Raw genomic sequence first — 25699 nt, 5'->3', positions numbered from 1 at the left:
GCCTTTCACAGGCGCACCGACATGCCGCCATCCACCGTCAGCACATGGCCGTTGACGAAGGAGGCCGCGTCGCTGGCCAGAAACAGGGCCGCACCGGCAATCTCGTCCGGTCTGCCCCAGCGCTCCAGCGGTACACGAAGCTTGGCAAAGGCCACCATCTCAGGATTTTCGGCAAGGGCGGCGTTGGTTTCGGTGGCGAACATGCCCGGCGCAATCGCGTTGCTGGTGATGCCGCGCGCGCCATATTCCACCGCGATGGCCCGCATGAGGCCCGTCAGCCCCTGCTTGGCGACAGGATAGATCGCATCGCCCGGCCGCACGATGTGGCCGAGGATGGAGGTGATGGTGATGATGCGGCCATGGGCCTTTGCCGCCATGGCCTCCGCCGCATCCCGCGACAGGGAAATGGAAGAGGTGAGGTCTGTGCGGATCAATTCCAGCACGTCCTCGTCGCTGAACTCGGACAGCGGGCGGCGGTCGCGCGCGCCGACATTGTTGACGAGAATATCGAGGTGGCCGAGTTCGCTCATGATGCGCTGGACCAGCGCCGCCCCGGCTTTGGTATCGGCAATATCGAAGGCGGCATAATCCGCCTTTCCGCCCGCTTCGCGCAACGTGTCGACCGCCTGTTGCAACGTCTCTGCATTGCGGCCGGTCAGCCAGACATGGGCGCCAGCTTCGGCGAAGGCTTTGGCGATTTCAAAACCGAGACCGCGGCCGCTGCCGGTGATGATGGCGGTGCGGTTCTTGAGGGAAAATTTTTCGAGAATGCCCATCGTTCACCTTTCTGCTCGGAAGCACATGGCCTGCTTTGAGGTACCGGGGCGAACCCTGTCCGGGTCAAGGAAGCAGCGATGCCATCGCTCAAAACCACGCAGATGCCTGCGCCGGGATGACTATGCCGCATGTGGCGACGGGCGAAAGGTCATCTGCCCGCCTTGCCGTTCGGTGGACAGAAAAATGGCGTCGCCCGGTTCGGGCGACGCCATCAATTCGATATCAGGCAGCAGCCGACTTTGCGAGCGGCACTTCCGCGATCGTCTTCAGAACGACGGAAGCGATCTGGTAGGGGCAGCCCTGCGAGTTCGGACGACGGTCTTCAAGGTAACCCTTGTAACCGTTGTTGACGAAGGAGTGCGGAACGCGGATCGACGCGCCACGGTCTGCCACGCCGTAGGAGAACTTGTTCCACGGAGCGGTTTCGTGCTTGCCGGTCAGGCGCAGATGGTTGTCCGGACCGTATACGTCGATGTGCTCTTTCCAGTTCTTGGCAAAAGCGGCCATGAGGGCTTCGAAATATTCCTTGCCGCCAACTTCACGCATGTACTTGGTGGAGAAGTTGCAGTGCATGCCCGAACCGTTCCAGTCGGTGTCGCCGAGCGGCTTGCAATGGAATTCGACGTCGATGCCATACTGTTCGCAAAGACGCAGCAGCAGGTAACGAGCGATCCAGATCTGGTCGGCGGCGCGCTTGGAGCCCTTGCCGAAAATCTGGAATTCCCACTGGCCCTTGGCCACTTCGGCGTTGATGCCTTCGTGGTTGATGCCGGCTTCGAGGCAGAGATCAAGGTGCTCTTCAACGATTTCGCGGGCAACCGAACCGACGTTCTTGAAGCCGACGCCCGTGTAATAAGGACCCTGCGGAGCGGGGTAGCCCTGTTCCGGGAAGCCGAGCGGGCGGCCGTCCTGGTAGAAGAAGTATTCCTGCTCGAAGCCGAACCATGCATCTTCGTCGTCGAGGATGGTTGCGCGGCTGTTCGACGGATGCGGGGTGACGCCATCGGGCATCATGACTTCGCACATGACGAGCGCACCGTTGGAGCGGGCCGGATCCGGGTAGATCGCGACGGGCTTCAGCACGCAATCGGAGGAGTGGCCTTCGGCCTGCTGCGTGGAGGAGCCATCAAAGCCCCAAAGCGGCAGCTGCTCGAGTGTCGGAAAATTCATCGAATTCCTTGATCTGGGTCTTGCCGCGCAGGTTGGGGACCGGCTTGTATCCGTCCAGCCAGATGTACTCGAGTTTGAACTTAGTCATTACGAACCTCTCATAGGTAACAATGCGAAGCCTTGAGGCCTCCCGCGGCTTTCACCACCGGAAGCGCATTCGCGTTCAAGGGCTGACCCCTTAGATGCATGCCGCGTGCCAGATTCGCGATATCCGGCGATTTTTTCGAAAAATCTTTCAGGGGCCGTTGGCGCAGGGCCTCTGGATTTCCTGCAAACGGGCTTCTGTTGCGACGCAGCAGGGTAAATCACCCCTCAAGTTTCATCATTGAATCCTGATAGATAGCTGGCGCCCGGCAGTCCCATGCGATGCTGCGATGCGGGAAATTCAATTGCGCGCGAGGGATTGGCATTTGCCCTAAAAACCAGCGCTTTCGGAATGGTTTTTCTTGTCGAAACCACTGTCTATGCCTATATTTTCCGCAACGTGATTTTTTTTTAATCAAAGGGAGCGAATCCGGCTTTCACGGGTTTGATTCCATGACCAAGTGCTTCGATGCAAACAGAGTGAGATGACCGAAATGGCGACTGGCTTTCATCGTGAGACGGCAACGATCTACCAATTCCCTGTTGGCGGGCGCGCCGGCGCGTCCAAGTTCCGTACAAATGGCTTGAGCGACCTCGAACGCGAGGCGAGGGAGCCGCATGTGGATTTCGGCTCCTGGTATCATGACGAGGCGATCCGGGACGAAGAGAGCGACCGCAAGCCGCATTCTTGATGTGAAACGTTGCCGCGCCTTTCTTTTCCCCGCCGGGGAGAAGAAACAAGCCGAGACCTCTCGGTCTACATAGGCCGCTCTGTCCGGTAGTCCCGTCCCCTGCACCTTTCGCCACCCCGCCTACGTCAATTGACGTATACGGTTTCGCGCTTACGAGATCGATAGTCCCTCCAGCAGCGGCCGAAGATGCCGCTGAGCCTCCACGAGAGGCCAACAAGGAGAGGGGTCCTTCCGATGATGTTCCGCAAGACGCTCAGTGCCGCGCTGCTTGGCGCAATCCTGTCCACCACCGCCTTCCACGGCGCCTTCGCTGCCGATGACACGATTAAGGTCGGCGTGCTGCATTCTCTTTCCGGTACGATGGCCATTTCAGAAACCACGCTGAAAGACGCCATGCTGATGCTCATCGATGAGCAGAACAAAAAGGGTGGCGTTCTCGGCAAGAAGCTCGAAGCCGTCGTGGTCGATCCGGCCTCCGACTGGCCGCTTTTCGCCGAAAAGGCCCGCCAGCTGATTTCGCAGGACAAGGTCGCCGCCGTTTTCGGCTGCTGGACGTCCTCCTCGCGCAAATCCGTTCTGCCTGTGTTCGAAGAGCTGAACTCGATCCTGTTCTATCCGGTTCAGTATGAGGGTGAAGAATCCTCGCGCAACATCTTCTACACGGGTGCCGCCCCCAACCAGCAGGCCATTCCGGCCGTCGATTACCTCGCCAATACCGAAGGCGTCGAGCGCTGGGTTCTGGCCGGCACGGACTATGTCTATCCGCAGACCACCAACAAGATCCTGAAGGCCTACCTGATGTCGAAGGGCGTCAAGGAAGAGGACATCATGATCAACTACACGCCGTTCGGTCATTCCGACTGGCAGACGATCGTGTCCGACATCAAGAAATTCGGCTCGGCCGGCAAGAAGACCGCCGTTGTTTCCACGATCAATGGTGACGCCAACGTGCCCTTCTACAAGGAACTGGCCAACCAGGGCATCAAGGCCGAAGACATTCCGGTCGTCGCCTTCTCCGTGGGCGAAGAAGAGCTTGCCGGTCTCGATACCGCGCCGCTGGTCGGCCACCTTGCCGCCTGGAACTACTTCCAGTCCGTTGATGCGCCAGTCAATGCCGAGTTCATCAAGACCTGGCATGCCTTCACCAAGAACGACAAGCGCGTGACCAACGACCCGATGGAAGCCGCCTATATCGGTTTCAACGCCTGGGTTAAGGCCGTGGAATCCGCCGGCACGACCGATACGGACAAGGTTCTCGACTCGATCATCGGCGTTTCCGTGCCGAACCTCTCTGGCGGTTATTCAACCGTCATGCCGAACCACCACATCACAAAGCCGGTGCTGATCGGCGAAATCCAGGCCGACGGCCAGTTCGAAATCGTGCAGCAGACACCGCAGGTGGTGGGTGACGAATGGTCGGATTACCTGCCGGACTCGAAGGATCTGATCTCGGATTGGAGAAAGCCGATGTCCTGCGGCAACTTCAACGTGGCGACCGGCAAGTGTGGCGGTAAGGGTAGCTGATTAGCGGGGGCGCTGTGATGGGCCGCTCCCTTAGTGGGGGCGGTTTTATCATTGGAAACTGAACAAGCATGCCCCCCTCTGCCCGGCAGGGCAGAGGGGGTAAGCCGCATACTCCTCGCCAAAAATACACCGCCGCTCCAAGGAACCCGACATGACGATCCGATCTTTTCTCGGAGCCATCTTCCTCTGGCTCACCATGGGGATCGCCGCCCAGTCCCTCGCGCAGAGCGACCCAAAGGCGCTGATCGACCAGCTCGGCACGGCTGATTTCAAGCAGGCCGAAGTGCTGATCGGGCAGATTGCCGCCACTGGCGATGCGCGCGTGGTTCCGGCGCTGGAGGCATTTGCGGCGGGTGATCTCTACGTGCGCAAGTCAGACAATCTCGTCTTCATGACCAAGCCTGCCGGTTCCGATTTCACGCTGATCGACCCGCTGACGGGTGAAAGCGCCGGCTCGGCGCCGAAGGCGACCGTTACCAAGATCAGGGTGAACAATAATCTTCGCCGCGTCATCCGCGCCGCGATGGGCGGGCTGACGTTGCTCAGCCCGGAAAAATCCGTGCGGCTTGCGGCGGCTGACGCCGTCCTGAAAGCGCCAAGCGCTGAAAATCTCGAATTGCTGGAAGCGGCCATCGCCAAGGAAACCGATAAGGAGGTGCGGACCCGGATGGAGGAGGCGCGGGCCGTCTCGCTGCTCTCCTCCGGCCGCCCCCTTGAGGTGAAGAAAGAAGCGATCGCCACCATCAAGGCCCTTGGCGGGCGCGATGCGATCAGCATTCTGATGGCGGCGACGCCATCGGTCGATCCGAGCCTGAAACCGGATGTGGACGAGGCGATTTCCAGCATCGAGAGTTCCCTTGCCTTCTGGGATTACGCGCAGAATGTCTGGTACGGCCTGTCACTTGGTTCCGTGCTGCTGCTCGCCGCCATCGGCCTTGCCATCACCTTCGGCGTCATGGGCATCATCAACATGGCGCATGGTGAAATGGTGATGATCGGTGCCTATTCCACCTTCATGGTGCAGGAGTTGATCCGCAGTCATTTGCCCGGCCTGTTCGACTGGTCGCTGGCGATTGCCCTGCCGGCCGCCTTTCTGGTCACGGCCTGCGTCGGCCTCGTCATGGAACGCGGTGTCATCCGCTATCTCTATGGACGACCTCTGGAAACGTTGCTCGCCACCTGGGGCATCTCGCTGATCCTGCAACAGGGCGTGCGCTCCATCTTCGGCCCCACCAATCGGGAGGTCGGCAGCCCGAGCTGGATGTCCGGCTCCTTCAGCGTCGGTTATCTCAATTTCACCTGGAACCGGGTGTGGATCGTCTGTTTCTCGCTCTCCGTCTTCTTCGCGTTGCTGGTTCTCCTGAAGCGCTCCGCCTTCGGCCTGCAGATGCGCGCCGTGACCCAGAACCGCCGCATGGCGTCTTCCATGGGCATTCGCACGCCTTGGGTGGATGCCTTCACCTTCGCGCTCGGTTCCGGTGTCGCCGGGCTTGCGGGCGTCGCGCTGTCGCAGATCGACAATGTCTCTCCCAATCTCGGCCAGAGCTACATCATCGACAGTTTCATGGTGGTGGTGTTCGGCGGGGTCGGCAATCTCTGGGGAACGCTGGTAGGCGCCCTGTCGCTCGGCGTGCTCAACAAGTTTCTTGAGCCGACGGTGGGCGCCGTGCTCGGCAAGATCCTCGTGCTCGTTCTTATCATCCTGTTCATCCAGAAGCGGCCGCGCGGTCTCTTCGCACTCAAGGGAAGGGCGATCGAAGCATGATTACCGGCTTCCTCCTGCGCGCGCTCGATCGCCGCATTTCCATCGCCATCGGCATCATCCTTGCCATCGCCGTGCTGGTTCCCGCCTCCAACCTGCTGCTGCCAGCCGACAGCGCGTTCCGCATCCCGACCTATATCATGTCGATGCTCGGCAAATATCTGGCCTATGCGCTGCTGGCGCTCGCGCTTGATCTGGTCTGGGGTTATTGCGGCATTCTCTCGCTTGGCCACGCCGCCTTCTTTGCGCTCGGCGGTTATGCCATGGGCATGTATCTGATGCGGCAGATCGGCACGCGCGGGGTCTATGGCCATCCGGTGCTGCCTGATTTCATGGTGTTCCTCAACTGGAAGGAATTGCCGTGGTTCTGGCACGGCTTCGACATGTTCTGGTTTGCGGCGCTGATGGTGCTCGTCGTGCCGGGGCTGCTCGCCTTCGTCTTCGGCTGGTTCGCTTTCCGCTCGCGCGTCAATGGCGTTTATCTCTCGATCATTACCCAGGCGATGACCTATGCGCTGCTGCTTGCCTTCTTCCGCAACGACATGGGTTTCGGCGGCAATAATGGCCTCACCGATTTCAAGGATATTCTTGGGTATTCCGTGCAGGCGGATGGCACCCGCGCCGTGCTGTTTGCCATGACGGCCGTGATGCTGGCGCTCTCGCTTTTGATCGCGTCGGGCATCGTCAATTCCAAGTTCGGCAAGGTGCTGGTGGGTGTGCGGGATGCCGAAAGCCGGGTGCGCTTTCTCGGTTTTAGGGTGGAAAACATCAAGCTCTTTACCTTCGTCGTTTCGGCGATGATGGCGGGGATTGCCGGTGCCCTGTTCGTGCCGCAGGTGGGCATCATCAATCCCGGCGAATTTTCGCCTGCCAACTCCATCGAAGTGGTGGTGTGGACGGCTGTCGGCGGGCGCGGCACGCTGGTCGGGCCGATCATCGGCGCGGTGCTGGTCAATGGCGGCAAGAGCTATTTCACTGGCGCGTTCCCGGAATTCTGGCTGTTTGCGCTCGGCGGTCTCTTCATCGCTGTCACGCTGTTCTTCCCCAAGGGCATCGTCGGTACCGTGCAGCATTATCTGGCCGGACGGCGGGAAAAGCGGGTTGCAAGCGCGGCGCGTGAGGCTGGCAACGACAGCGCGGTTGCGCAACAGGCGGCGGAGTAAGCCCATGAACACGGTTTCTGAAAACAGAGCGAAAAGCCTGCTTTATCTCGATGGCGTTTCCGTTTCCTTCGATGGGTTCAGGGCGCTGAATTCCCTCTCCTTCGTGGTGGAGCCGGGCGAGCTTCGCGCCATCATCGGCCCGAATGGTGCTGGCAAAACGACGATGATGGACATCATCACCGGCAAGACGCGACCGGACACGGGCACGGTTCTCTTTGAAGACAGTATCGACCTCACCAAGAAGGATGAGGCCGACATCGCCCAGCTTGGCATTGGCCGGAAATTCCAGAAACCGACGGTGTTTGAAAGCCATACCGTGTGGGACAATCTGGAACTGGCGCTGAACCGCAAGCGCGGCGTGTTCGCAACCCTGTTCTACCGGCTGACGGAAGAAGACAAGGCGCGCATCGAGGAAATCCTCGCCACCGTGCGGCTTGGCCACCGCCGCGGCGATCTCGCCGCCAATCTCTCGCATGGGCAGAAGCAGTGGCTGGAAATTGGCATGCTGCTCGCACAGGAGCCGAAGCTTCTCTTGGTGGACGAGCCGGTGGCGGGCATGACGGACGCCGAGACGGCTGAAACCGCGGTGCTCCTGAAGGAAATCGCCAAGACGCGTTCGGTGGTGGTGGTTGAGCACGATATGGGCTTCATCCGCGAGCTGGGGGTGAAGGTGACGTGCCTTGCCGAAGGCTCGGTGCTGGCTGAGGGGTCGATCGACTTCGTGTCGAGCGATCCGAAGGTGATCGAGAATTATCTGGGGCGGTGATGGTGGTGTTTGCGTTTGCGTTTGCCGTGACCGTACCCCCCTCTGCCCTGCCGGGCATCTCCCCCTCAAGGGGGGAGATCGGCAAGTGGCTTACACTGCGCCTGATCGCTCCCTCTCGATGGAGTGGGTGGGTGCAGCATCTGATCTCCCCCCTTGAGGGGGAGATGCCCGGCAGGGCAGAGGGGGGTAGCGCCGCCCACCATACCGTCATTGGAGTTTCACCATGCTGACAGTCGACAACATCAACCTCCACTACGGCGCAGCGCAGGCGCTCCGCGGCGTGTCGCTGAAGGCCGAGATGGGCAAGATCACCTGCGTTCTCGGCCGCAACGGCGTCGGCAAAAGTTCGCTGCTGCGGGCCGTGACCGGCCAGCAGGCCACCAGCGCCGGCACGATCCGTTTCGGTGATGCGGCGCTTGACGGGCTGGCACCTTACCAGCGGGCAAAACGCGGCGTCGGTTACGTGCCGCAGGGGCGCGAGATTTTTCCGCTGCTGAGCGTCCAGGAAAATCTGGAGAGCGGTTATGCGCCGCTGTCGCGCAAGGAGCGGTTCATCCCGGATGATATTTTCAGCCTGTTTCCGGTGCTGCAGACCATGCTGTCGCGCCGCGGCGGCGATCTCTCCGGCGGTCAGCAACAGCAGCTTGCCATCGGCCGGGCGCTGGTGACGCGGCCGAAAATCCTCGTTCTCGACGAGCCGACCGAGGGCATCCAGCCGTCGATCATCAAGGATATCGGCCGGGCGATCAAATATCTGCGCGATTCCACCGGCATGGCGATTTTGCTGGTTGAGCAATATCTGGATTTCTGCCGCGAACTTGCCGACTACGTCTACATCATGGACCGCGGCGAGATCGTGCATGAGGGGCTGGCAGAAACGCTGGATACGCCGGAAGCGCGGCGGCATTTGACGGTGTAAGGCTTCGCGCACCGATCACGGCATAAAAATGGTCGATTAATATTTTGAAAGTCTATGCGCCTGCGCATGGCTTTCATGCGTAATTTTAGCGTTTCATTAAGTAAAAGCCTATGGTATTGGGCGGATGAAATGCTGCATGCGAGACACAGGAAAAGTCTATTCGCACGCCGCGACAGTTGATCCCTTACATTCCACGCACGTCCGACGTATCGTCGGGAAACTGTGCCAATAAAGGCGTGTCAATGATTCAAGACTTTGCAGTGGGCCGGGCCTCCCGGTTGGTTCGTTCCGCACGCAGCCTGCTTCTTGGGCTGGCGATCAGCGCAGGCGCAGGAGCCGCAGCGTCGGCATCGACCTGCGGTCAGGGTATTGGCCCCGGCATGGAACCGGGTCGGCATGATTTTTCCATTCTCTCTAACGGGCAAAAACGCGACGGCGTCTATTTTGTTCCATCCGCCTATGATGGAAATAAGCCCCTGCCTGTCGTATTCGATTTCCACGGCTCGAACAGCAATCCGCATGGCCAGCTGAACCGCAGCGGCTGGGACAAGCTCGCAGAGCGTGACGGTCTCATGGTCGTGGCGCTGGCGGGCAGCCTGAACGGCGAGTTGCCGGGCACCCATGCCTGGAATGTCCCCGGCGTTACAACACGCCCCGGCGGGCTGGACGAGGTGAGCTTCATTCATGAAGCGATTGCCATGGTGAAAGGCAAGTTCTGCGTCGATGAGGAACGTTTTTACGGTTCCGGTTATTCTGGCGGCGGGCGCATGCTGTCGCAATTCATCTGCACCGGAGCCAAGGATTTTAATGCCGCCGGTTTTGTCGCGTCGCTGCGCGCGGGTTATCCGCTGGAGACCGAAGGCAAATGGGCACCGGATGCGGCAAGCTGCACACCGGCGCGGCCGATGTCTATCATCGCCTTTGCCGGGCTGAAGGATCCAGCCAATCCCTATCAGGGCGGCGGCAAATCCTACTGGCAATATAGCGGCGAGACGGCGCTGAAGCGCTGGGCTGAAATGGACGGTTGCAAGGGCGCCGCCAAAAGCAAGGTGGGCGAGAGCTTCACGGTCAATTCTTACGATGTCTGCAAGGCAGGCGCTCGTATCCAGTCCTATGTCATCAACGACTGGGACCACGCCTGGCCGCGCGCCACCATGAAGGCCGAGGTTCTGGCCGCAAACGCCGTTGTTACCCGCAAGCCGGGCGGCGAGCAGACACCGAAGGCGGAGCCCGCCGTGGAGCGCAAGATGCCCACAGGCGAAGTGACGCGGACTGTTGATGCAGCCGAGAGAATGTGGGATTTCTTCCGAAACACGGAAGGTCAGCTTGTCGTGGACGCCGTCGTCAAGAAGGATTGCGTCGCCAAGGCCAATCCCGCTTCCGCAACCGCTTCGGAGACCCCGTGCAGCAGCAACAGCAAGCCATCAGCCCTTCCGGTTGCGAAGACGCTCAACCTGTCCGGCAACAGCGCGCCCGTGGCAGAGGACGCATTGTAACCAAGGCAGTTGAAGGGCGCAGCCGGCTGGACGAATTGTTTCAGGAGGGCTGCGCCAAAATCCGCCTGCCGGAAACCTACTCGAACGAAGCAGAAGCCATTCTCATCAATTCCTCCGGTGGTTTGACCGGCGGAGACGAACTTGAATGGCAGGCAGTCGCCGGCGCCGGTACCTCGCTTGTGGTCACCACGCAGGCCTGCGAGAAGGTCTACAAGGCGTCGTCGGGCACAGCCACCGTGACCGCGCGTGTTTCCGCCGGGCCGGGTGCGAAGCTGCACTGGCTGCCGCAGGAAACGATCCTCTTCGACCGCGCGTCGCTGACGCGAAGGCTGGAAGCCGATCTTGACCAGTCCTCAGAATTCATCGCCGTCGAAGCCGTGCTGCTTGGCCGCCAGGCCATGGGCGAGGTGATGACGCACGGGCTTTTCCGCGACCGCTGGCGCATTCGCCACGGCGGCAAGCTGGTGCATGCCGAAGAACTTCTGCTTGCGGGCGAGGTGGCGGCGCTGACCGCGAAACCTGCGGTTCTGGCCGGGCAGGTTGCCTTTGCCACGCTGCTTTACATCGGGCCTCTGGCCGAGGCGCTTCTGCCTAAAATCCGGGCGATTGCCGGGGAAAGCGGCGGTGCCAGCGAGTGGCAGGGCAAGCTCGTCGTGCGCGTGTCCGCTGCTGATGGTTTCTCCTTGAGAAAATTGCTTTTTCCGATCATTTCGCTCTTGCGAAACGGCGCGCCAGTGCCGAAAGTCTGGAATCTGTAAACCCCTCGGATCGTCTAGTGACAGGCGTTCTTCGGGGTCTGTCAAATGTCGGATCTGGTCTCCAGCAAACCTCGTTTGTGGAGCAGATGCCAAGCCGTGGGACGACGATGAACCTTAGCCCAAGAGAAAAAGACAAGCTGCTGATTTCCATGGCCGCCATGGTGGCGCGCCGCCGGCTGGAGCGCGGCGTCAAGCTGAATTATCCCGAAGCGATTGCGCTGATTACCGATTTCGTGGTGGAGGGCGCACGCGATGGCCGCGCCGTGGCCGACCTGATGGAGGCGGGCGCGCATGTCATTTCCCGTGATCAGGTAATGGACGGCATTGCCGAGATGATCCACGATGTGCAGGTGGAAGCGACCTTCCCTGACGGCACCAAGCTGGTGACCGTTCACGAACCGATCCGGTGAGGTGACGTATGGCGCTGGAACTTCGGCCCAATTGCGAATGCTGTGACCGTGATCTAGCGCCCGACAGCCGGGACGCGATGATCTGCTCGTTCGAATGCACTTTCTGCGCTGATTGCGTGACCGGCGTGCTCAAGGGCGCGTGCCCGAATTGCGGTGGCGAACTGGTGCGAAGGCCCGTCCGCCCGGCGGGAAAGCTCATCAATAACCCGGCATCGACAAAACGGGTGCTGAAGGCGGAAGGCTGCGCGGCAGCCACGGCCGCATAAGAACGATAAGGGGAACACCGATGAAACCAGGCGAAATCATTGCCGCCGAAGGCACCATCGAACTCAATGCCGGCCAGCCGACCGTGACGATCGAAGTGGCCAATTCGGGCGACCGGCCGGTGCAGGTGGGCAGCCACTACCATTTCTTCGAGACCAATGCGGGTCTCATTTTCGATCGCGAAAAGGCGCGCGGCATGCGTCTCGATATTCCGGCCGGCACGGCGGTGCGTTTCGAGCCTGGCCAGAAGCGGGAAGTGACGCTGGTGCCGCTTTCCGGCAAGCGGGAGGTTTATGGTTTCCGTCAACAGGTCATGGGGAGGTTATGAAATGGCGACGGCGCATTATCATGGAAGCTGCCAGTGCGGCAGCGTCAGCTTCGAGGTCGATGCCGATCTCGATCACACTGTTGTCTGCAATTGCTCGCGCTGCAAACGTCTGGGCTCCACGCTCGCCTTCGCGCCACGTGACAAGTTCACGTTGCTTTCCGGCGAGGGCACGCTGAGTGAATATCTCTTCAACAAACACAGGATCCATCATTTTTTCTGCTCCACCTGCGGCATTGAAAGCTTTGCCTATGCCGACGGGCCTGACGGTACGCCGATGGTGGCGGTCAATGCCAATTGTCTCGATGGCGTCGATCCGCGGGCGCTGAAGCCCGCAGGCTTATGACGGCGCGGCGGCCTGAGCGATGGCGATCAGCAAGAACAACCTCGTCATGACCGCTCTCATCTGCGTAACCGCCGGTATTTCCATGCCGGTTGCCGCGCAGGAGCCGAACTGCAAGGAACCGCAGACGCAGGCGGACATGACGATTTGCGCCGGCAAGGATTACGAAAAGGCCGACAAAGAGCTCAATGTCGCTTATCAGAAGCTGCGCAAGCTGCTCATCGAACGTGACAAGGCGGCGGATGCGGATGGAAAGGGTGCAACCGACGCGCTGGTGACAGCTCAGCGCGCATGGGTGGCGTTCCGTGACGCCAATTGCGCACTTGCCGGTTTTCAGGCGCGTGGCGGCTCAATGGAGCCGATGCTGATCTCTTCCTGCCTGGCCGAGACGAGCGGCAAGCGGGCGGAAGAACTGCGCCAACTCTCGGAAGGTTTCTGAACCCATGGGGCGGCGGATCACGATCGTCGGAAACGGGGAGCTCCCGCCAGGCGCGGCCCTGCTTATCGACCGGTCGGATATCGTCGTCCGTTTTAATGATTGCCGGTCTCTTGGGCTGGGCGGTACGCGCACCGATGTCGTGGCCGTGTGCAACACCGGGCGGCCGGGCCGTGAGATGACCGAGGGAAGCGAATGGCGCGAGAGCCATGGTGTGCGCCAAGCCGCCGCCATCTGGTCGGTGCGCGATCCTGCGAAATTTGCCGAAATGGAACCCGGCATCCGCGCAGCCTGGCCGGAACTCACTGATTTCTGCGCCGATTATACCGGCGAATTCGCGGCCATCGCACGAGCTGGCGGCAAGAGCCATGTCGTTATTTCTCGCGGTGTGCATGAGAGGCTCGATACGGCGCTCGAAGCCTATAAGCCCGCACCATACGTCTGCCCCAGCACCGGGCTCGTTGCCATTGCCCATGTTCTTGAAAATGTCAGCGGCGATGATGACGAGGTGACGATTGCCGGTTTCAGCCACCAGGGCTGGAGCGGCCATCCCTTTACCGCCGAACAACAGCTGGTCGATGCCCTTGCGGGAACGGGCCGGCTGACACGATTTTCCCCCACATCGATTTTCTCCGCGTCCGAAGGAGCCTGAACCCATGCCATACAAGATTTCCCGCGCCGCCTATGCCGGCATGTTCGGCCCGACCGTTGGCGACAAGGTGCGTCTTGCTGATACCGAACTCTTCATCGAGATCGAGAAGGACCACACGACCTATGGCGAGGAAGTGAAATTTGGCGGTGGCAAGGTCATTCGCGACGGCATGGGCCAGAGCCAGGCGACGCGGGCAGAGGGCGCTGTCGATACCGTCATCACCAATGCCGTCATCGTTGACCATAGCGGCATCTACAAGGCAGATGTGGGCCTGAAGAACGGCCGCATTCACGCCATCGGCAAGGCGGGCAACCCGGATACGCAGCCGGGTGTCACGATCATCGTCGGCCCCTCGACGGAAGCGATTGCCGGCGAAGGCAAGATCCTGACGGCCGGCGGCATGGACGCGCATATCCATTACATCTGCCCGCAGCAGATCGAGGAAGCGCTGATGAGTGGTGTGACCTGCATGCTTGGCGGCGGCTCCGGCCCGGCGCACGGCACGCTTGCCACCACCTGCACCGGCGCATGGCATATCGAGCGGATGATCGAAAGCTTCGATGCTTTCCCGATGAACCTCGCGCTTGCGGGCAAGGGCAATGCCTCTCTGCCGGCTCCGCTGGAAGAAATGATCCTCGCCGGTGCCTCCTCGCTGAAGCTGCATGAGGACTGGGGCACGACGCCCGCCGCCATCGACAATTGCCTGACGGTGGCCGACGAATATGACGTGCAGGTGATGATCCATACCGACACGCTGAACGAGAGCGGTTTCGTGGAAGACACGGTTGCGGCTATCCGGGGCCGCACCATCCACGCTTTCCACACCGAAGGGGCGGGCGGTGGCCACGCGCCTGACATCATCAAGGTCTGCGGTAATCCCAACGTCATTCCGTCCTCGACGAACCCGACGCGGCCTTACACCGTCAATACGCTGGCGGAACATCTCGACATGCTGATGGTATGCCACCACCTGTCGCCGTCCATCCCCGAAGATATCGCCTTTGCCGAAAGCCGCATCCGCAAGGAAACCATTGCGGCGGAGGATATTCTCCACGATATCGGCGCGTTTTCGATCATTTCCTCCGATAGTCAGGCCATGGGCCGTGTCGGCGAGGTGGCGATCCGCACCTGGCAGACCGCTGACAAGATGAAGCGCCAGCGTGGCCGCCTGAAGGAAGAGACCGGCGAAAACGACAATTTCCGTGTTCGTCGTTACATCGCCAAATATACCATCAACCCGGCCATCGCCCAGGGTGTCAGCCACGAGATCGGCTCCATCGAAGTCGGCAAGCGTGCCGATCTGGTTCTTTGGAACCCGGCGTTTTTCGGCGTGAAGCCGGAAATGGTGCTGCTCGGCGGCTCGATCGCTGCCGCGCCGATGGGCGATCCGAATGCCTCCATTCCCACGCCGCAGCCGATGCATTATCGGCCGATGTTTGCCGCCTATGGCAAGCTGCGCACCAATTCCTCGGTGACCTTTGTCTCGCAGGCGTCGCTGGATGCCGGCCTTGCCCAGCGCCTTGGCGTCGCGAAGAAGCTGCTGCCGGTGAAGAATGTGCGCGGCGGCATTTCCAAGGCCTCGATGATCCACAATTCGCTGACGCCGCATATCGAGGTTGACCCCGAGACCTATGAAGTACGTGCGGATGGCGAGCTTCTGACCTGTGAACCGGCGACCGTGCTGCCGATGGCGCAGCGTTATTTCCTGTTCTGACGGCAGGCGCTCTTGAGACGCCTGACACGATGGATCGGCGGCGGCCTGCTGCTGCTCCTCCTGCTTCTTGTGCTGGGCACGGTTGCGCCGCGCCCGTTTTTTGCCGAGCAGGTGGGTGAAGGCGAAAAGAGCAGGGAAATCCTGCTCTTATCCAACCCGATCCACACCGATATCGCCCTGCCGGTTGATGACGATCTGCGGCGGGTCTTTGCCGCGTTGCAGGAGGGTGGGATCGCGGTCAATCATCCAGCTGCGGCCTATCTGGTGTTCGGCTGGGGCGGCCGCTCGTTTTACATTCAGACGCCCACCTGGGCCGATTTGAAACCGATGCCGGTTCTGCGCTCTTTCACGCTGGACAGCTCCGTCATGCATGTGGATGTGACAGGTGATTTTCCCGCTGATCTCGCCGGAGTGAAACGGCTTCGAATTTCCGAAGCGGGTTATCAGCGTCTCGTCGCGGGCATCCGGGCGAGTTTTGCCGGAAATGATGACGGTGTCAGGCCGGTATCCGGCGCCGGCTACGGCCTGACGGACGCTTTTTTCGAGGCGAATGGCCAGTTCAATGCACTCGCCGGCTGTAACACGTGGTCAGCCGCGATGTTGCGGGAAGCGGGCGTTCAAACCGGTTGGTGGACGCCCTTGCCGCCGCTGTTACGCTGGTCGATAGACCTGCACAATTGATCCCCAATTCCGTGCGGCATTTCGCGCATTTGGCGGCTGGAATCCCATTTTTATGCTGCACCGCAGCGCGTCTTGCGCTATGGAAACGGCAAAAGAATTCCGCGCGGATCGATCCCAAGCGATGCCTCGCAAAACGCCAGAACAGGAGACAAGACATGCTCGGCAAAAAAGTGCCCGCCGTAACCTTCCGCACGCGCGTTCGCGATGAGGCCGTTGGCGGCCCGAACCCCTTCCGTTGGCAGGACATGACCTCCGACGATTATTTCAAGGGCAAGAAGGTCGTCCTCTTCTCGCTGCCCGGCGCTTTCACGCCGACATGCTCGACCTACCAGCTTCCTGATTTCGAAAAACTCGCACCCGAGTTCCGTGCGCTCGGCGTCGATGAAATCTATTGCCTGTCGGTCAATGATGCTTTCGTCATGAACGCCTGGGCCAAGGGTCAGAACCTCGAAAACGTCAAGGTCATCCCTGACGGTTCGGGCGAGTTCACCCGCAAGATGGGCATGCTGGTCGCCAAGGACAATCTCGGTTTCGGCATGCGCTCCTGGCGTTACGCCGCCGTCATCAACGATGGCGTCGTCGAGCAGTGGTTCGAGGAAGAAGGCTATTCGGACAATTGCGATAGCGACCCCTACGGCGTTTCCTCGCCGCAGAACATTCTGGAAAACCTGAAAAGCCGCGCTGCGGCCTGATTTTGGTTTTACGATTTTTACGAAGGCCCGGCCGCAATACCGGGCTTTTTCGTTTTCTGGGACGTGATTGTTTTTCGCGGTGCCGCCTCATCCGCACACCGTCACCCCGGACCAGATCCGGGGTCCAGTGCGATCAAGTCCTTGATCGCGAAAGACTCCTCTCACGGCGCAGACGCGCCGTGACTGGATGCCGGATCCAGTCCGGCATGACGGAGGAGTAGTTGCCGGACGCCTCAAGTCTTTCTGCCGGCAATGCCGGCCTTTTTCACGCCTTGCATTGTATCCACCTTGAAATCCCCCCGCCTATCCGTCAAAAATCAGACCCCCAAAGACTGTTTCTGAAACGGATCATCCCATGCTGCGCGTCACCTCCTATCACCCGGCCGGAACCCCTGCCGACGAGCCCTCCGGCTATGTCACGCTGGCGCATGACCAGCGGCATCTGCGCCGCAAGCTTCTGCACCTGCAGAATGACGAGATGGTGATGCTAGACCTGAAGGAAGCCGTGCTGTTTGCCCATGGCGACCTTTTGGTGGTCGAAAACGGCGATCTGATCAAGGTTCGTGCGGCGGATGAAAAGCTGTTCGAAATCAAGGCGAAGGACCGCCTTCACCTGATCGAGCTCGCCTGGCATCTGGGCAACCGGCATCTTTCGGCGCAGATCGAGGAGGAGCGTATTCTCATCCTGCGTGACCATGTCATTCGAGCCATGCTGGAAGGTCTGGGCGCCACAGTGCGCGAGGTGGAAGAGCCGTTTCAGCCGGCGCGCGGCGCTTATCACGCCCATGGCGGCCACTCGCATGGCCATGATCACGGGCACGGGCATGGCCACCACCATCATGATCACGGCTGAGGCGTGAGCGGGGAAAGCGGCGTCGCCGCGCTGCTGCGCCTGATGGCCTGGATGTCGCCGGCGTTTCCTGTCGGCGGCTTTTCCTATTCGGGCGGGCTGGAAAAGGCGGTGGAGGACGGGCGTGTGCGTGATGCCGCCGAGTTGAGCGGCTGGGTGGAAACGCTGCTGCACCACGGCAGCCTGTGGAACGACGCGGTTTTTCTGGCAGATGCCTGGCGATGCTCGCAGGATGCCGCAGCACTCGGCGAAACCGCTGATCTTGGCCGCGCGCTCGCCGGTTCGGCGGAGCGTTATCGGGAGACAGTGCTTCTGGGGGACGCCTTCGTTTCCGCCGCCAGCGCCTGGCCGCACGAGGTTCTGGAGCTGTTGCCGAAAGAGGCTCCCTATCCCGTTGCCATAGGCGCTGTGGCCGCTGGCCACGGCGTGCCGCTGCGCGAGACGCTTGCCGCCTTTCTGCATGCAGGTGTTTCACAGATCGTTTCTGCCGCTATCCGTCTCGGCGTCGCGGGCCAGAAAGATGGCGTTGCCATTCTCGCCGCAAGCGAGGCGGGGATTGCCGAGGTGGCGGCACGGGCCGTCCAATCCACGCTTGATGACCTCGGCAGCGCCACGATCATCGCCGATACGGCGGCGATGCGTCATGAAACACAGGGGACACGGCTTTTCCGTTCGTGAAAGCGACGGCAATCGATGGGGCGAGCGCGTGCCACTTGTTTCTTCTCCCCGCCGCGGAGAAGGTCGCGGCAGCGGGATGAGGGGCAAGGGTAGAGATATACCGAGAGCCAGCCCCCTCATCCGACCCTTCGGGCCACCTTCTCCCCGGCGGGGAGAAGAAACAAGTGGCACGATCCTTGCGTATATTTGAGCTGTTGAGTGGTTGTCGTAAGATTGGACCACAGCATAGTGAAGGGAACAGAGTGATGAAATCGGGTAATGGTCCGCTGCGCGTTGGGATTGGCGGGCCGGTGGGTTCCGGCAAGACGGCGCTGACGGAAAAGCTCTGCAAGGCGATGAGCGCCGATTATTCGGTCGCCGTCGTCACCAATGATATCTATACCAAGGAAGATGCCGAGGCACTGGTGCGCATGCAGGCGCTGCCTTCCGAAAGGATCGTCGGGGTGGAGACGGGCGGTTGCCCGCATACGGCCATTCGCGAAGATGCCACGATCAATCTGCAGGCGATTGCGGGGCTCAACCAGCGCTTTCCCGATCTCGACGTGGTCTTCATCGAATCCGGTGGTGATAACCTCGCGGCGACCTTTTCGCCTGATCTTGCCGATATCACCATCTATGTGATTTCCGTCTGCCAGGGCGAGGAAATTCCGCGCAAGGGCGGGCCGGGCATCACCCGTTCGGACCTGCTCGTCATCAACAAGAAGGACCTTGCGCCCTATGTCGGTGCCGATCTGACCGTCATGGACAGTGATGCGACCCGCATGCGCAACGCCATGCCGTTCGTGTTTACCGACATGAAACGGGGCGATGGCGTGGACCGCATCGTCGGTTTCCTGAAAGAGCAGGGCGGTCTCTGAATAATGACGATGCCCCGCCGTTTCGGCGCTTACGAAGTTTCCCGTTTTGTCGACGGTGTCTACAAGGCACCGGTCAGCCATCTCATTCACCGCCAGGGTGCCGAAGCGCTGGCTGCGGCCCTTGCCGGCCATCACGGCGAAACAGTGGATATGGACGTCAACTGCTTCACGCTTTCGGGACCTGAGGGCATCTGGCTGATCGATGCCGGCTGCGGCACGGCCTGGGGCGAGGCCTATGGCCATGCCCGCGCGGCTATGATTGCCGCCGGTATTCAGCCCGATGATGTCAGCCGTGTCATCCTCACCCATATTCATGGTGATCACGCGCTGGGCCTCATCGATGGCGACCGGCCTTATTTTCCCAAGGCGGAGATATGGGTGCCGGAGGCCGATCTTGCCTTTTTCACCAGTGCAGAGGCGCGAAAGACATTGCCGCCCGCCCGGCAGGGCGGTTTCGATCTGGCTGCCCGCCTGATCGATATTTGCGGCGCGATGTTGCGGCCGATCTCGGTGGGGACGGTTGCCGAGGACATAGAGGCAATCGCGGTGCCCGGTCATACGGCCGGACAGATGGCTTACCTCATAGGAAGAGACGATAAGCGGTTGATGTTATGGGGCGATGTGCTGCATGTCGGGGACATGCAGGCGGCCGATCCCGGAATTGCTTTTGTCTATGATATCGATTCTGAACTCGCCCACGCGACGCGTCTCGAAGCGTTGTCGGCGGCGGCTGACCATGGTTGGCTGGTGTCCGGCGGCCATCTCGGCGGCTTTTTTACGGTCGAGCGGCGGGGCGACAGTTTCGGTTTTATGCCGCAGCCTGGATGACTTCCGTGCAATACCCCGAAGGGCGGAATGCCTGATGGCCTCCCGCCCTTCGTCCTCTCCCCGTATTTTCAGATCTGTTTCAGCGCCGCCACGTCATTGACCTGGACGATGCGACCGCGCACCGTGACGCCGGACTTTTTCAGGGTGGAGAAGGCGCGGGAGAGGGCCTCCGGCGCAAGGCCGAGCTTGCCGGCGAGCAGGCTTTTCTGGAACGGCAACCTGAGCGAGAAGGATGTCGCGTCGCGCGGGCCCTGATTGATGAGGTAATGGGCGACACGCTGCGGCGCCGTCTGCAGGCGGTCATTGGCAACGCAGTCCATGGCGGCCAGCAGGCTGTTGGACAGGCAGCGCATGACGGCCTTGGCGATGGCCGGTTCCTGATCGATCAGGCTGCGCAGCCTGGTGAGTTCGAAACGCGCCACGGTGCAGCTTTCCGCCGCCTGCGCGCTGTAACGATAGGTGTCGCTACCGAAGATCAGGCATTCATTGAAGGTATCGCCGGGGCCGCTGACGCGCACGTCCGCCTCGCGGCCGTGCCTGTCCAGCCGGTAGAGCCTGACATAACCCGACAGCACGCAATAGAAATGCTGGGCCAATTCGCCTTCCTTAAAAAGCACATGGCGGGCATTCACATTGGTGATGGTCGCCGCCTCCATCAGCTTCAGCGCCACCGCGTCATCCGCGATCCCGATCAAGGGCGCACGCAGCAGAATGTTCCTGTCCCTGTTGCTCAGCTTCACGGTCTTGTTCACGTCCATTCGGCTCCCGCTCAAACCTTTTGCCGGGCTGTCCGAAGCGATACGAAACCGGGGATGTTCCTTGCCCCTCACGCCCATCTGCACTGAACTCATCGCATTATCCTCGACCGGCAATTCCCGATGCGAGAGAGACTAGCAGTTCAGGTGGAAAGCGAATTGATTTCGATCAAACGGGGGTGCGGCCGTTGTGAGGAAGGAAATGATGGGGCTGCTCATGCTTCCAATCACAAGGGAAATATGGAGCGAGCGCGTGCGGCATATTTCTTCTCCCCGAGGGGGAGAAGTCCGCGGCAGCGGGATGAGGGGGCGAGGGTCGAGATATCAGGAGAGCTTGCCCCCTCATCCGACCCTTCGGGCCACCTTCTTCCCGGCGGGGAGAAGAAACGATCTGCTATGTCGTGCTCTCCCAAAGTATATGGAAACGCCGGGCACATGACCCGGCGTCTCAATCTTCAAGCTGCAGCATTCACTCCGCGGCAAGCGGCGGCAGTCGCAATATATTGCTGCCCTTGTCCGCGGCCTTGTCGCCGCTGCCCTTTTCCATGCTCGCCACCCGTGCCTCCAGCGAGGAAAGCGCGAGGCTGTTTTCGCGGGCGATCTCCGAGAGTTTCTCGTTGGAGAGGGCCTCTTCCTCCTCTTCCTTCTTGCCGACGAAACGGCCGAAGAGGTGGGCGAGCAGACGCGACAGGTCGTCCATTATCAGGAAGAAGGCCGGCACCACGATCAGCGACAGCACCGTGGAAACGATGATGCCGCCGATGACCGCAATCGCCATCGGTGCGCGGAACGAACCGCCTTCGCCGACGCCGAGCGCGGAGGGCAACATGCCTGCCGACATGGCGATGGAGGTCATGATGATCGGGCGGGCGCGCTTGCGGCCGGCCTCCACCATGGCATGCACCCGCTCCATGCCGTGACGGCGCATTTCGATGGCGAAATCCACCAGCAGGATGGCGTTCTTGGTCACGATGCCCATCAGCATCAGGATGCCGATGAGAACCGGCATGGAGAGCGCGTTCTGGGTGATGATGAGCGCGACTGCCACGCCGCCGATGGCAAGCGGCAGCGAGAACAGGATGGTGAAGGGCTGGATGACATCCTTGAACAGCAGGATGAGCACGACCAGCACCAGCATCAGGCCAAGCAGCATGGCGTTGACGAAGCCCTGCTGCATTTCGCCCTGCACCTTGGCGTCACCGCTTTCGGCAAGCCGAACGCTTGCCGGCAGGTTGGTTTCCGAAACGATGCGCTTGAACTCGGCCGTCGACGTATCGAGCGCCGTGCCGAAAGGCACATCCGAGCCGATGGAGACGACGCGGTTGCGGTCGTTGCGCTTGATCGAGCTCGGGCCTTCCGAGTAATCAATATCGGCCACGCTGTAGAGCGGCACCAGCGAACCGGAGGCGGTCTTGATCTTCAAGGCGCGGATGGTGGCGAGATCGCGGCGGGTATCGAGCGAAGCCTGCACGCGGATCGGGATCTGCCGGTCATCCAGCGAGATTTTCGTCAGCTGCGCATCGATATCACCGATGGTGGCGACGCGCACGGTCTGCGAAATCTGCTGCGGCGTGATGCCCAGGCGGGCGATCTCATCCTTGCGCGGGCGGATCTGCAGTTCGGGACGGGGCAGAGCGCCTTCCGAACTGACATTGGCAAGGATGGGCGAAGCGCGCAGGCGGCTTTCGAGAATGCCCACGGCGTCGTTCAGATCCTTCTCGTTGGTTGAAAGGAAGTTGAAGGAAAGCTCGCGTTCCGCGCGGTCGTTCAGCTTGATGATGCGAACATCCGCAATGCCACGCACCTGCGCGAAAATATCCCGCTCGACATCCCATTGCGGACGTGTACGGCCCTTCTCCTCCAGCTTGGGAAGATATTGGCCTATGAGCGGAATGGAGCCGAGCCCCTTGTTCACGAGGGTTTTCAGCAGCGAGTGATCGATATGCTCAAGGATGACATTGACGGTGGCGCGGCGCAGCTCCAGGTCCCCCTTGGGCGAAGCACCACCGAGGATGAAGACGCTTTCCACGCCGTTGATGTCACGGATCGCCTGGTAGATCTGCGTTGTCGTGCGGTCGGTCTCATCCAGCGTCGCATTGGGCGGCAGTTCAACGGACAGGGTGACGCGCGAGGCGTCATCAGGCGGCAGGAAGCTGCCGGGGACCTGGCTCAACAGCATCACTGAGGCGATGAGGAAGGCAATCGCTCCCAATAGCGTGAGATAACGCGCCCACCATTTCCGTGTGGTGGCGGTCACCATGCGCGTATAGGCCTTCATCAGCCTGCCGTCATTGTCGTGGTGATCGTCCATCGCGTCTTCGGCGCGCATCAGATAGGCCGCCATCAGGGGCGTGATGAGACGGGCCACTGCCAGCGAGAAGAATACAGAGAAGGCGACAGTGAGGCCGAACTGGATGAAGTACTGGCCCGGAATACCCGGCATGAACGAGACGGGCACAAAGACGGCGATGATGGTGAAGCTGGTCGCGATGACGGCAAGCCCGATTTCATCGGCTGCTTCGAGGGCCGCTCGATAGGGTGTCTTGCCCATCTTGATATGGCGGGCAATGTTCTCGATTTCCACGATGGCGTCATCCACGAGAATACCCGTGGCGAGCGTAAGCGCGAGGAAGCTGACGAGGTTGAGCGAAAAGCCCATGATGTCCATGATCCAGAAGGTCGGGATCGCGGAAAGCGGCAGCGCCACGGCGGCGATCAGTGTCGCGCGCCAGTTCCGGAGGAAGAGAAGGACCACGATAACGGCGAGGATCGCGCCTTCGATCAGCGTGTCCAGTGCGGCCTTGTAGTTGCCATAGGTGAAATAGACGGCGTCATCGACCATCTCGATCGAGACATCGGGGTGGTCCTTGCGGACCTGATCGAGACTTTGCGCGACGGTTTCGGCGACCGAAACCTCGCTCGCGCCCTTGGAGCGGAACACCGCAAAGGTGACGGCCGGATTGCCGTTGAAGCGCGAGAAGGACTTCTGCTCTTCATATGTGTCCGTAACCGTGCCGAGTTCGGAAAGCTTGACGAAGCGGCCGTTGGAAAGCGCAATCGTGGTGTTGGCAAGCTGGCTTACATCGCGTGTATCGCCCAGCGTGCGGATGGTCTGCTCGTTGCCGCCCACCTGGCCGCGGCCGGAGCCGAGGTCGATATTGGTGCCGCGCAGCTGGCTGTTGACTTCTGTCGCGGTGATGCCATAGGCATCGAGCTTTTCGGGGCTGAGCGAAACGCGCACCTCGCGGTCCGCGCCGCCGTAACGGTCGACCTTGCCGATGCCGGACTGGCCCTGCAGCGAGCGCTTGATCGTGTCATCCACGAACCAGGACAGTTCCTCCAGCGTCATGTTCGGCGAAGAGACGGCGAAGGTCTGGATCGCCTGTCCCTCGACGTCGATCTTGCTGACGACGGGCACTTCGATATCGGAGGGAAGATCGCTGCGGATCTTGTCGATGGCGTCCTTGGTGTCCTGAACCGCTTCTTCCGTCGGTTTTTCGATGCGGAACACGACCGTTGTCGTCGACTGGCCGTCGACCACGGTGGACTGAATTTCGTCGACGCCACTGATGGCGGCAACGGCGTCCTCGATCTCCTTCGTCACCTGCATCTCCAGTTCGGAGGGCGAAGCCCCGCTCTGGGTCACGGTGACGGCGACGACGGGCACGTCGATATTCGGAAAACGGGTGATCGGCAGCGTATTGAACGCCTGCATGCCGAGCATCATCAAAAGCGCGAAGCCGAGAAGCGGCGCAATCGGGTTACGGATTGACCATGCGGAGAAGTTCATTTCATTCCCTCAGTCAGTTGGACGCAGCCGTCTGGGCTTCCACCGGTCTTATCCGGTCACCATCACGCACGAATGCTCCAGCTTTCTCGACAACCTTGTCTCCAGCGGCAAGGCCGCTGACGATCTCGATGAATCCACCGTCTTCTATGCCGGTCTCGATCTTCACCTGCTTGACGACGTCGCCCTCTACCTTGCGGGTGGTCGAGCCTTCACGCCCGGAAGTGACAGCCGAAAGCGGCAAGGCGAGCGCATTCGTCTCCTCGATCACGATCTCTGCGCTGGCATACATGCCCGATCGCGCCGGGCTGTTTTCCGGCAGCACCACATGCACGGAACCGAGGCGCGTCGTCGGATCGACGGTCGGCGAAACGAGGCGCACCTTGCCTTCTATTTTCGCTCTTCCGCCAGCAACCGTCAAATAGGCTTTCTGGCCGACTTTCACGTTTTGAATGTCGGTTTCGGAAAGATCGGCAACAAGTTCGATGGCGCCGTCCTTGATGACGGTGAAAAGCGGGTTTCCGGCGCCGCTGGCAATCGCGCCCACCTTGGCGTTCTTGGCTGAAACGATGCCGGCGACCGGGGTTTTCACGCCGGTGCGCGTGAGCTTGAGATCGATATCGGCGATCTGCGCGTCAACCACCTTGATGTCGGCTTCGCCGGCGGAAACGGCCTGCTTAGCCGCATCGAGGCGAGCCTGCGCCACCTGCGCGAGGGCTTCGGTCTTTTCCGTTTCGGAAATGGAGCCTGAACCGGTCTGGCTGAGCTTGGCGGCGCGGTCGCGCTGGCGAAGGGCGTCTGCCAGATTGGCCTGCGCCTCCAGCACCTGCGCCTTGGACTGGGTGACGGAAGCTTCGGCCTTGGCCTTGTTGGCTTCGAGCTGGCTCTTTTGCAGGACGAGGCTATCGGAGGACAGGACGGCCAGAACCGCATTCGCCGCCACCCGGTCGCCGATATCGGCGTTCAACGTGTCGATCGACAGGCCGTCGACCAGGGGCTGGACGTAGATTTCGTCCACCGGGCGGATTGTGCCTGTCGCGATAACACGGTCCACGAGGTCGCGCTTTGCGACATGCGCGACGATGATCGAGGGCACGTTCTGCTGTTTCACCGGCGCCTGTGCCTCTCCCTCCGCGGCTGCTGGAAGGGGAAGCGCCGTTGCGGACAGAAGAAGAAGGAAAAGAATGCGGTTAAACGTGACTTTATGCTGCATATGTCTTGGCTCGCGCAATATCCGCTCACATGTCCTGCAGGCTGCGGCCCGTATCTTAAAAGGTCATGCGATGGCGAATGTGAAACAAGGGATCACAATACTC

At 60.8% G+C, this 25699-nt stretch carries 24 protein-coding genes and 2 pseudogenes; 21 read left to right on the top strand and 5 right to left on the bottom strand.

Going from position 1 to position 25699, the window contains the following annotated elements; all coding sequences use genetic code 11:
- Positions 1 to 5: 5 nt before the first annotated feature.
- Positions 6 to 776 carry an SDR family oxidoreductase gene (locus QE453_RS20380; RefSeq protein ID WP_244455465.1) on the bottom strand — a complete coding sequence of 257 codons (771 nt, stop codon included), beginning with the start codon at positions 774 to 776 and terminating at the stop codon, positions 6 to 8.
- A 223-nt stretch (positions 777 to 999) separates the two neighbouring features.
- A pseudogene (locus tag QE453_RS20375) lies at positions 1000 to 2035 on the bottom strand (glutamine synthetase beta-grasp domain-containing protein).
- Positions 2036 to 2516: 481 nt separating this feature from the next.
- Here QE453_RS20375 and QE453_RS20370 point away from each other — a divergent pair.
- The 21 genes and pseudogenes from QE453_RS20370 (at position 2517) to QE453_RS20270 (ending at position 19841) form a co-directional block, all read left to right on the top strand.
- Entirely contained in the window at positions 2517 to 2723 is a 207-nt protein-coding gene (locus QE453_RS20370; protein WP_162719335.1) for a DUF2735 domain-containing protein, read from the top strand.
- Between the two features lie 234 nt (positions 2724 to 2957).
- Positions 2958 to 4247: an urea ABC transporter substrate-binding protein gene (gene urtA / locus QE453_RS20365; protein ID WP_004443324.1), complete on the top strand. Its 1290-nt coding sequence runs from the start codon at positions 2958 to 2960 to the stop codon at positions 4245 to 4247.
- A 151-nt stretch (positions 4248 to 4398) separates the two neighbouring features.
- A complete protein-coding gene (gene urtB, locus QE453_RS20360; protein WP_112557341.1) occupies positions 4399 to 6012 on the top strand; it encodes an urea ABC transporter permease subunit UrtB in 1614 nt (537 codons plus the stop codon).
- Entirely contained in the window at positions 6009 to 7172 is a 1164-nt protein-coding gene (gene urtC, locus QE453_RS20355) for an urea ABC transporter permease subunit UrtC (protein ID WP_035210611.1), read from the top strand. Before urtB ends, urtC begins: the two co-directional genes overlap by 4 nt.
- Positions 7173 to 7176: 4 nt before the next feature.
- On the top strand, positions 7177 to 7938 hold the full coding sequence (urtD, locus tag QE453_RS20350; protein ID WP_004443315.1) for an urea ABC transporter ATP-binding protein UrtD: 762 nt from the start codon (positions 7177 to 7179) through the stop codon (positions 7936 to 7938).
- 223 nt (positions 7939 to 8161) lie between these two features.
- Positions 8162 to 8857, top strand: coding sequence for an urea ABC transporter ATP-binding subunit UrtE (urtE, locus tag QE453_RS20345; protein ID WP_063948236.1), 696 nt, complete (start codon positions 8162 to 8164; stop codon positions 8855 to 8857).
- Between the two features lie 242 nt (positions 8858 to 9099).
- Positions 9100 to 10353 carry a polyhydroxybutyrate depolymerase gene (locus QE453_RS20340; protein ID WP_309777851.1) on the top strand — a complete coding sequence of 418 codons (1254 nt, stop codon included), beginning with the start codon at positions 9100 to 9102 and terminating at the stop codon, positions 10351 to 10353.
- The gene (locus QE453_RS20335) at positions 10260 to 11111 is read left to right on the top strand and encodes an urease accessory protein UreD (RefSeq protein ID WP_034498717.1); all 852 of its coding nucleotides are present in this window, start codon (positions 10260 to 10262) and stop codon (positions 11109 to 11111) included. Before QE453_RS20340 ends, QE453_RS20335 begins: the two co-directional genes overlap by 94 nt.
- A 107-nt stretch (positions 11112 to 11218) precedes the next feature.
- Positions 11219 to 11521 carry an urease subunit gamma gene (locus QE453_RS20330; protein ID WP_004443305.1) on the top strand — a complete coding sequence of 101 codons (303 nt, stop codon included), beginning with the start codon at positions 11219 to 11221 and terminating at the stop codon, positions 11519 to 11521.
- An 8-nt stretch (positions 11522 to 11529) separates the two neighbouring features.
- Positions 11530 to 11787: a DUF1272 domain-containing protein gene (locus tag QE453_RS20325; protein WP_045532186.1), complete on the top strand. Its 258-nt coding sequence runs from the start codon at positions 11530 to 11532 to the stop codon at positions 11785 to 11787.
- 20 nt (positions 11788 to 11807) lie between these two features.
- On the top strand, positions 11808 to 12113 hold the full coding sequence (locus QE453_RS20320; protein WP_006699550.1) for an urease subunit beta: 306 nt from the start codon (positions 11808 to 11810) through the stop codon (positions 12111 to 12113).
- Between the two features lies 1 nt (position 12114).
- Positions 12115 to 12472 (top strand): annotated as a pseudogene (locus QE453_RS20315) (GFA family protein).
- A gap of 3 nt (positions 12473 to 12475) precedes the next feature.
- Entirely contained in the window at positions 12476 to 12892 is a 417-nt protein-coding gene (locus QE453_RS20310) for a lysozyme inhibitor LprI family protein (RefSeq protein WP_082074323.1), read from the top strand.
- A gap of 4 nt (positions 12893 to 12896) precedes the next feature.
- Positions 12897 to 13541, top strand: coding sequence for a hypothetical protein (locus tag QE453_RS20305; protein ID WP_004443297.1), 645 nt, complete (start codon positions 12897 to 12899; stop codon positions 13539 to 13541).
- A 4-nt stretch (positions 13542 to 13545) separates the two neighbouring features.
- A complete protein-coding gene (ureC, locus tag QE453_RS20300) occupies positions 13546 to 15255 on the top strand; it encodes an urease subunit alpha (protein ID WP_004443293.1) in 1710 nt (569 codons plus the stop codon).
- A gap of 12 nt (positions 15256 to 15267) precedes the next feature.
- The gene (locus QE453_RS20295) at positions 15268 to 15936 is read left to right on the top strand and encodes a TIGR02117 family protein (RefSeq protein ID WP_244455471.1); all 669 of its coding nucleotides are present in this window, start codon (positions 15268 to 15270) and stop codon (positions 15934 to 15936) included.
- Positions 15937 to 16091: 155 nt separating this feature from the next.
- On the top strand, positions 16092 to 16628 hold the full coding sequence (locus tag QE453_RS20290; RefSeq protein WP_006699556.1) for a peroxiredoxin: 537 nt from the start codon (positions 16092 to 16094) through the stop codon (positions 16626 to 16628).
- A 355-nt stretch (positions 16629 to 16983) separates the two neighbouring features.
- Positions 16984 to 17481 (top strand): urease accessory protein UreE, encoded by a 498-nt coding sequence (gene ureE / locus QE453_RS20285; RefSeq protein ID WP_244455472.1) that lies wholly within the window; start codon positions 16984 to 16986, stop codon positions 17479 to 17481.
- Positions 17482 to 17484: 3 nt separating this feature from the next.
- A complete protein-coding gene (locus tag QE453_RS20280) occupies positions 17485 to 18156 on the top strand; it encodes an urease accessory protein UreF (protein ID WP_244455473.1) in 672 nt (223 codons plus the stop codon).
- Positions 18157 to 18401: 245 nt separating this feature from the next.
- Entirely contained in the window at positions 18402 to 19013 is a 612-nt protein-coding gene (ureG, locus tag QE453_RS20275) for an urease accessory protein UreG (protein WP_004443279.1), read from the top strand.
- A 3-nt stretch (positions 19014 to 19016) separates the two neighbouring features.
- Positions 19017 to 19841 carry an MBL fold metallo-hydrolase gene (locus QE453_RS20270; RefSeq protein WP_309777848.1) on the top strand — a complete coding sequence of 275 codons (825 nt, stop codon included), beginning with the start codon at positions 19017 to 19019 and terminating at the stop codon, positions 19839 to 19841.
- A 68-nt stretch (positions 19842 to 19909) separates the two neighbouring features.
- Here QE453_RS20270 and QE453_RS20265 read toward each other — a convergent pair whose 3' ends face one another.
- The 3 genes from QE453_RS20265 to QE453_RS20255 form a co-directional block, all read right to left on the bottom strand.
- Complete coding sequence (locus QE453_RS20265) at positions 19910 to 20599, bottom strand: Crp/Fnr family transcriptional regulator (RefSeq protein ID WP_006699560.1); 690 nt, start codon at positions 20597 to 20599, stop codon at positions 19910 to 19912.
- Between the two features lie 466 nt (positions 20600 to 21065).
- Positions 21066 to 24386 (bottom strand): efflux RND transporter permease subunit, encoded by a 3321-nt coding sequence (locus QE453_RS20260; protein ID WP_004443274.1) that lies wholly within the window; start codon positions 24384 to 24386, stop codon positions 21066 to 21068.
- A gap of 13 nt (positions 24387 to 24399) precedes the next feature.
- Positions 24400 to 25596: an efflux RND transporter periplasmic adaptor subunit gene (locus QE453_RS20255; protein WP_006699561.1), complete on the bottom strand. Its 1197-nt coding sequence runs from the start codon at positions 25594 to 25596 to the stop codon at positions 24400 to 24402.
- Between the last annotated feature and the right edge of the window lie 103 nt (positions 25597 to 25699).

The sequence above is a fragment of the Agrobacterium sp. SORGH_AS_0440 genome (assembly GCF_031453135.1).
In the GTDB taxonomy this organism is placed as follows: Bacteria; Pseudomonadota; Alphaproteobacteria; order Rhizobiales; family Rhizobiaceae; genus Agrobacterium; species Agrobacterium pusense.
Note: the sequence above shows the minus strand (reverse complement) of the source record. Positions and strands in the feature narration are given on the sequence as shown.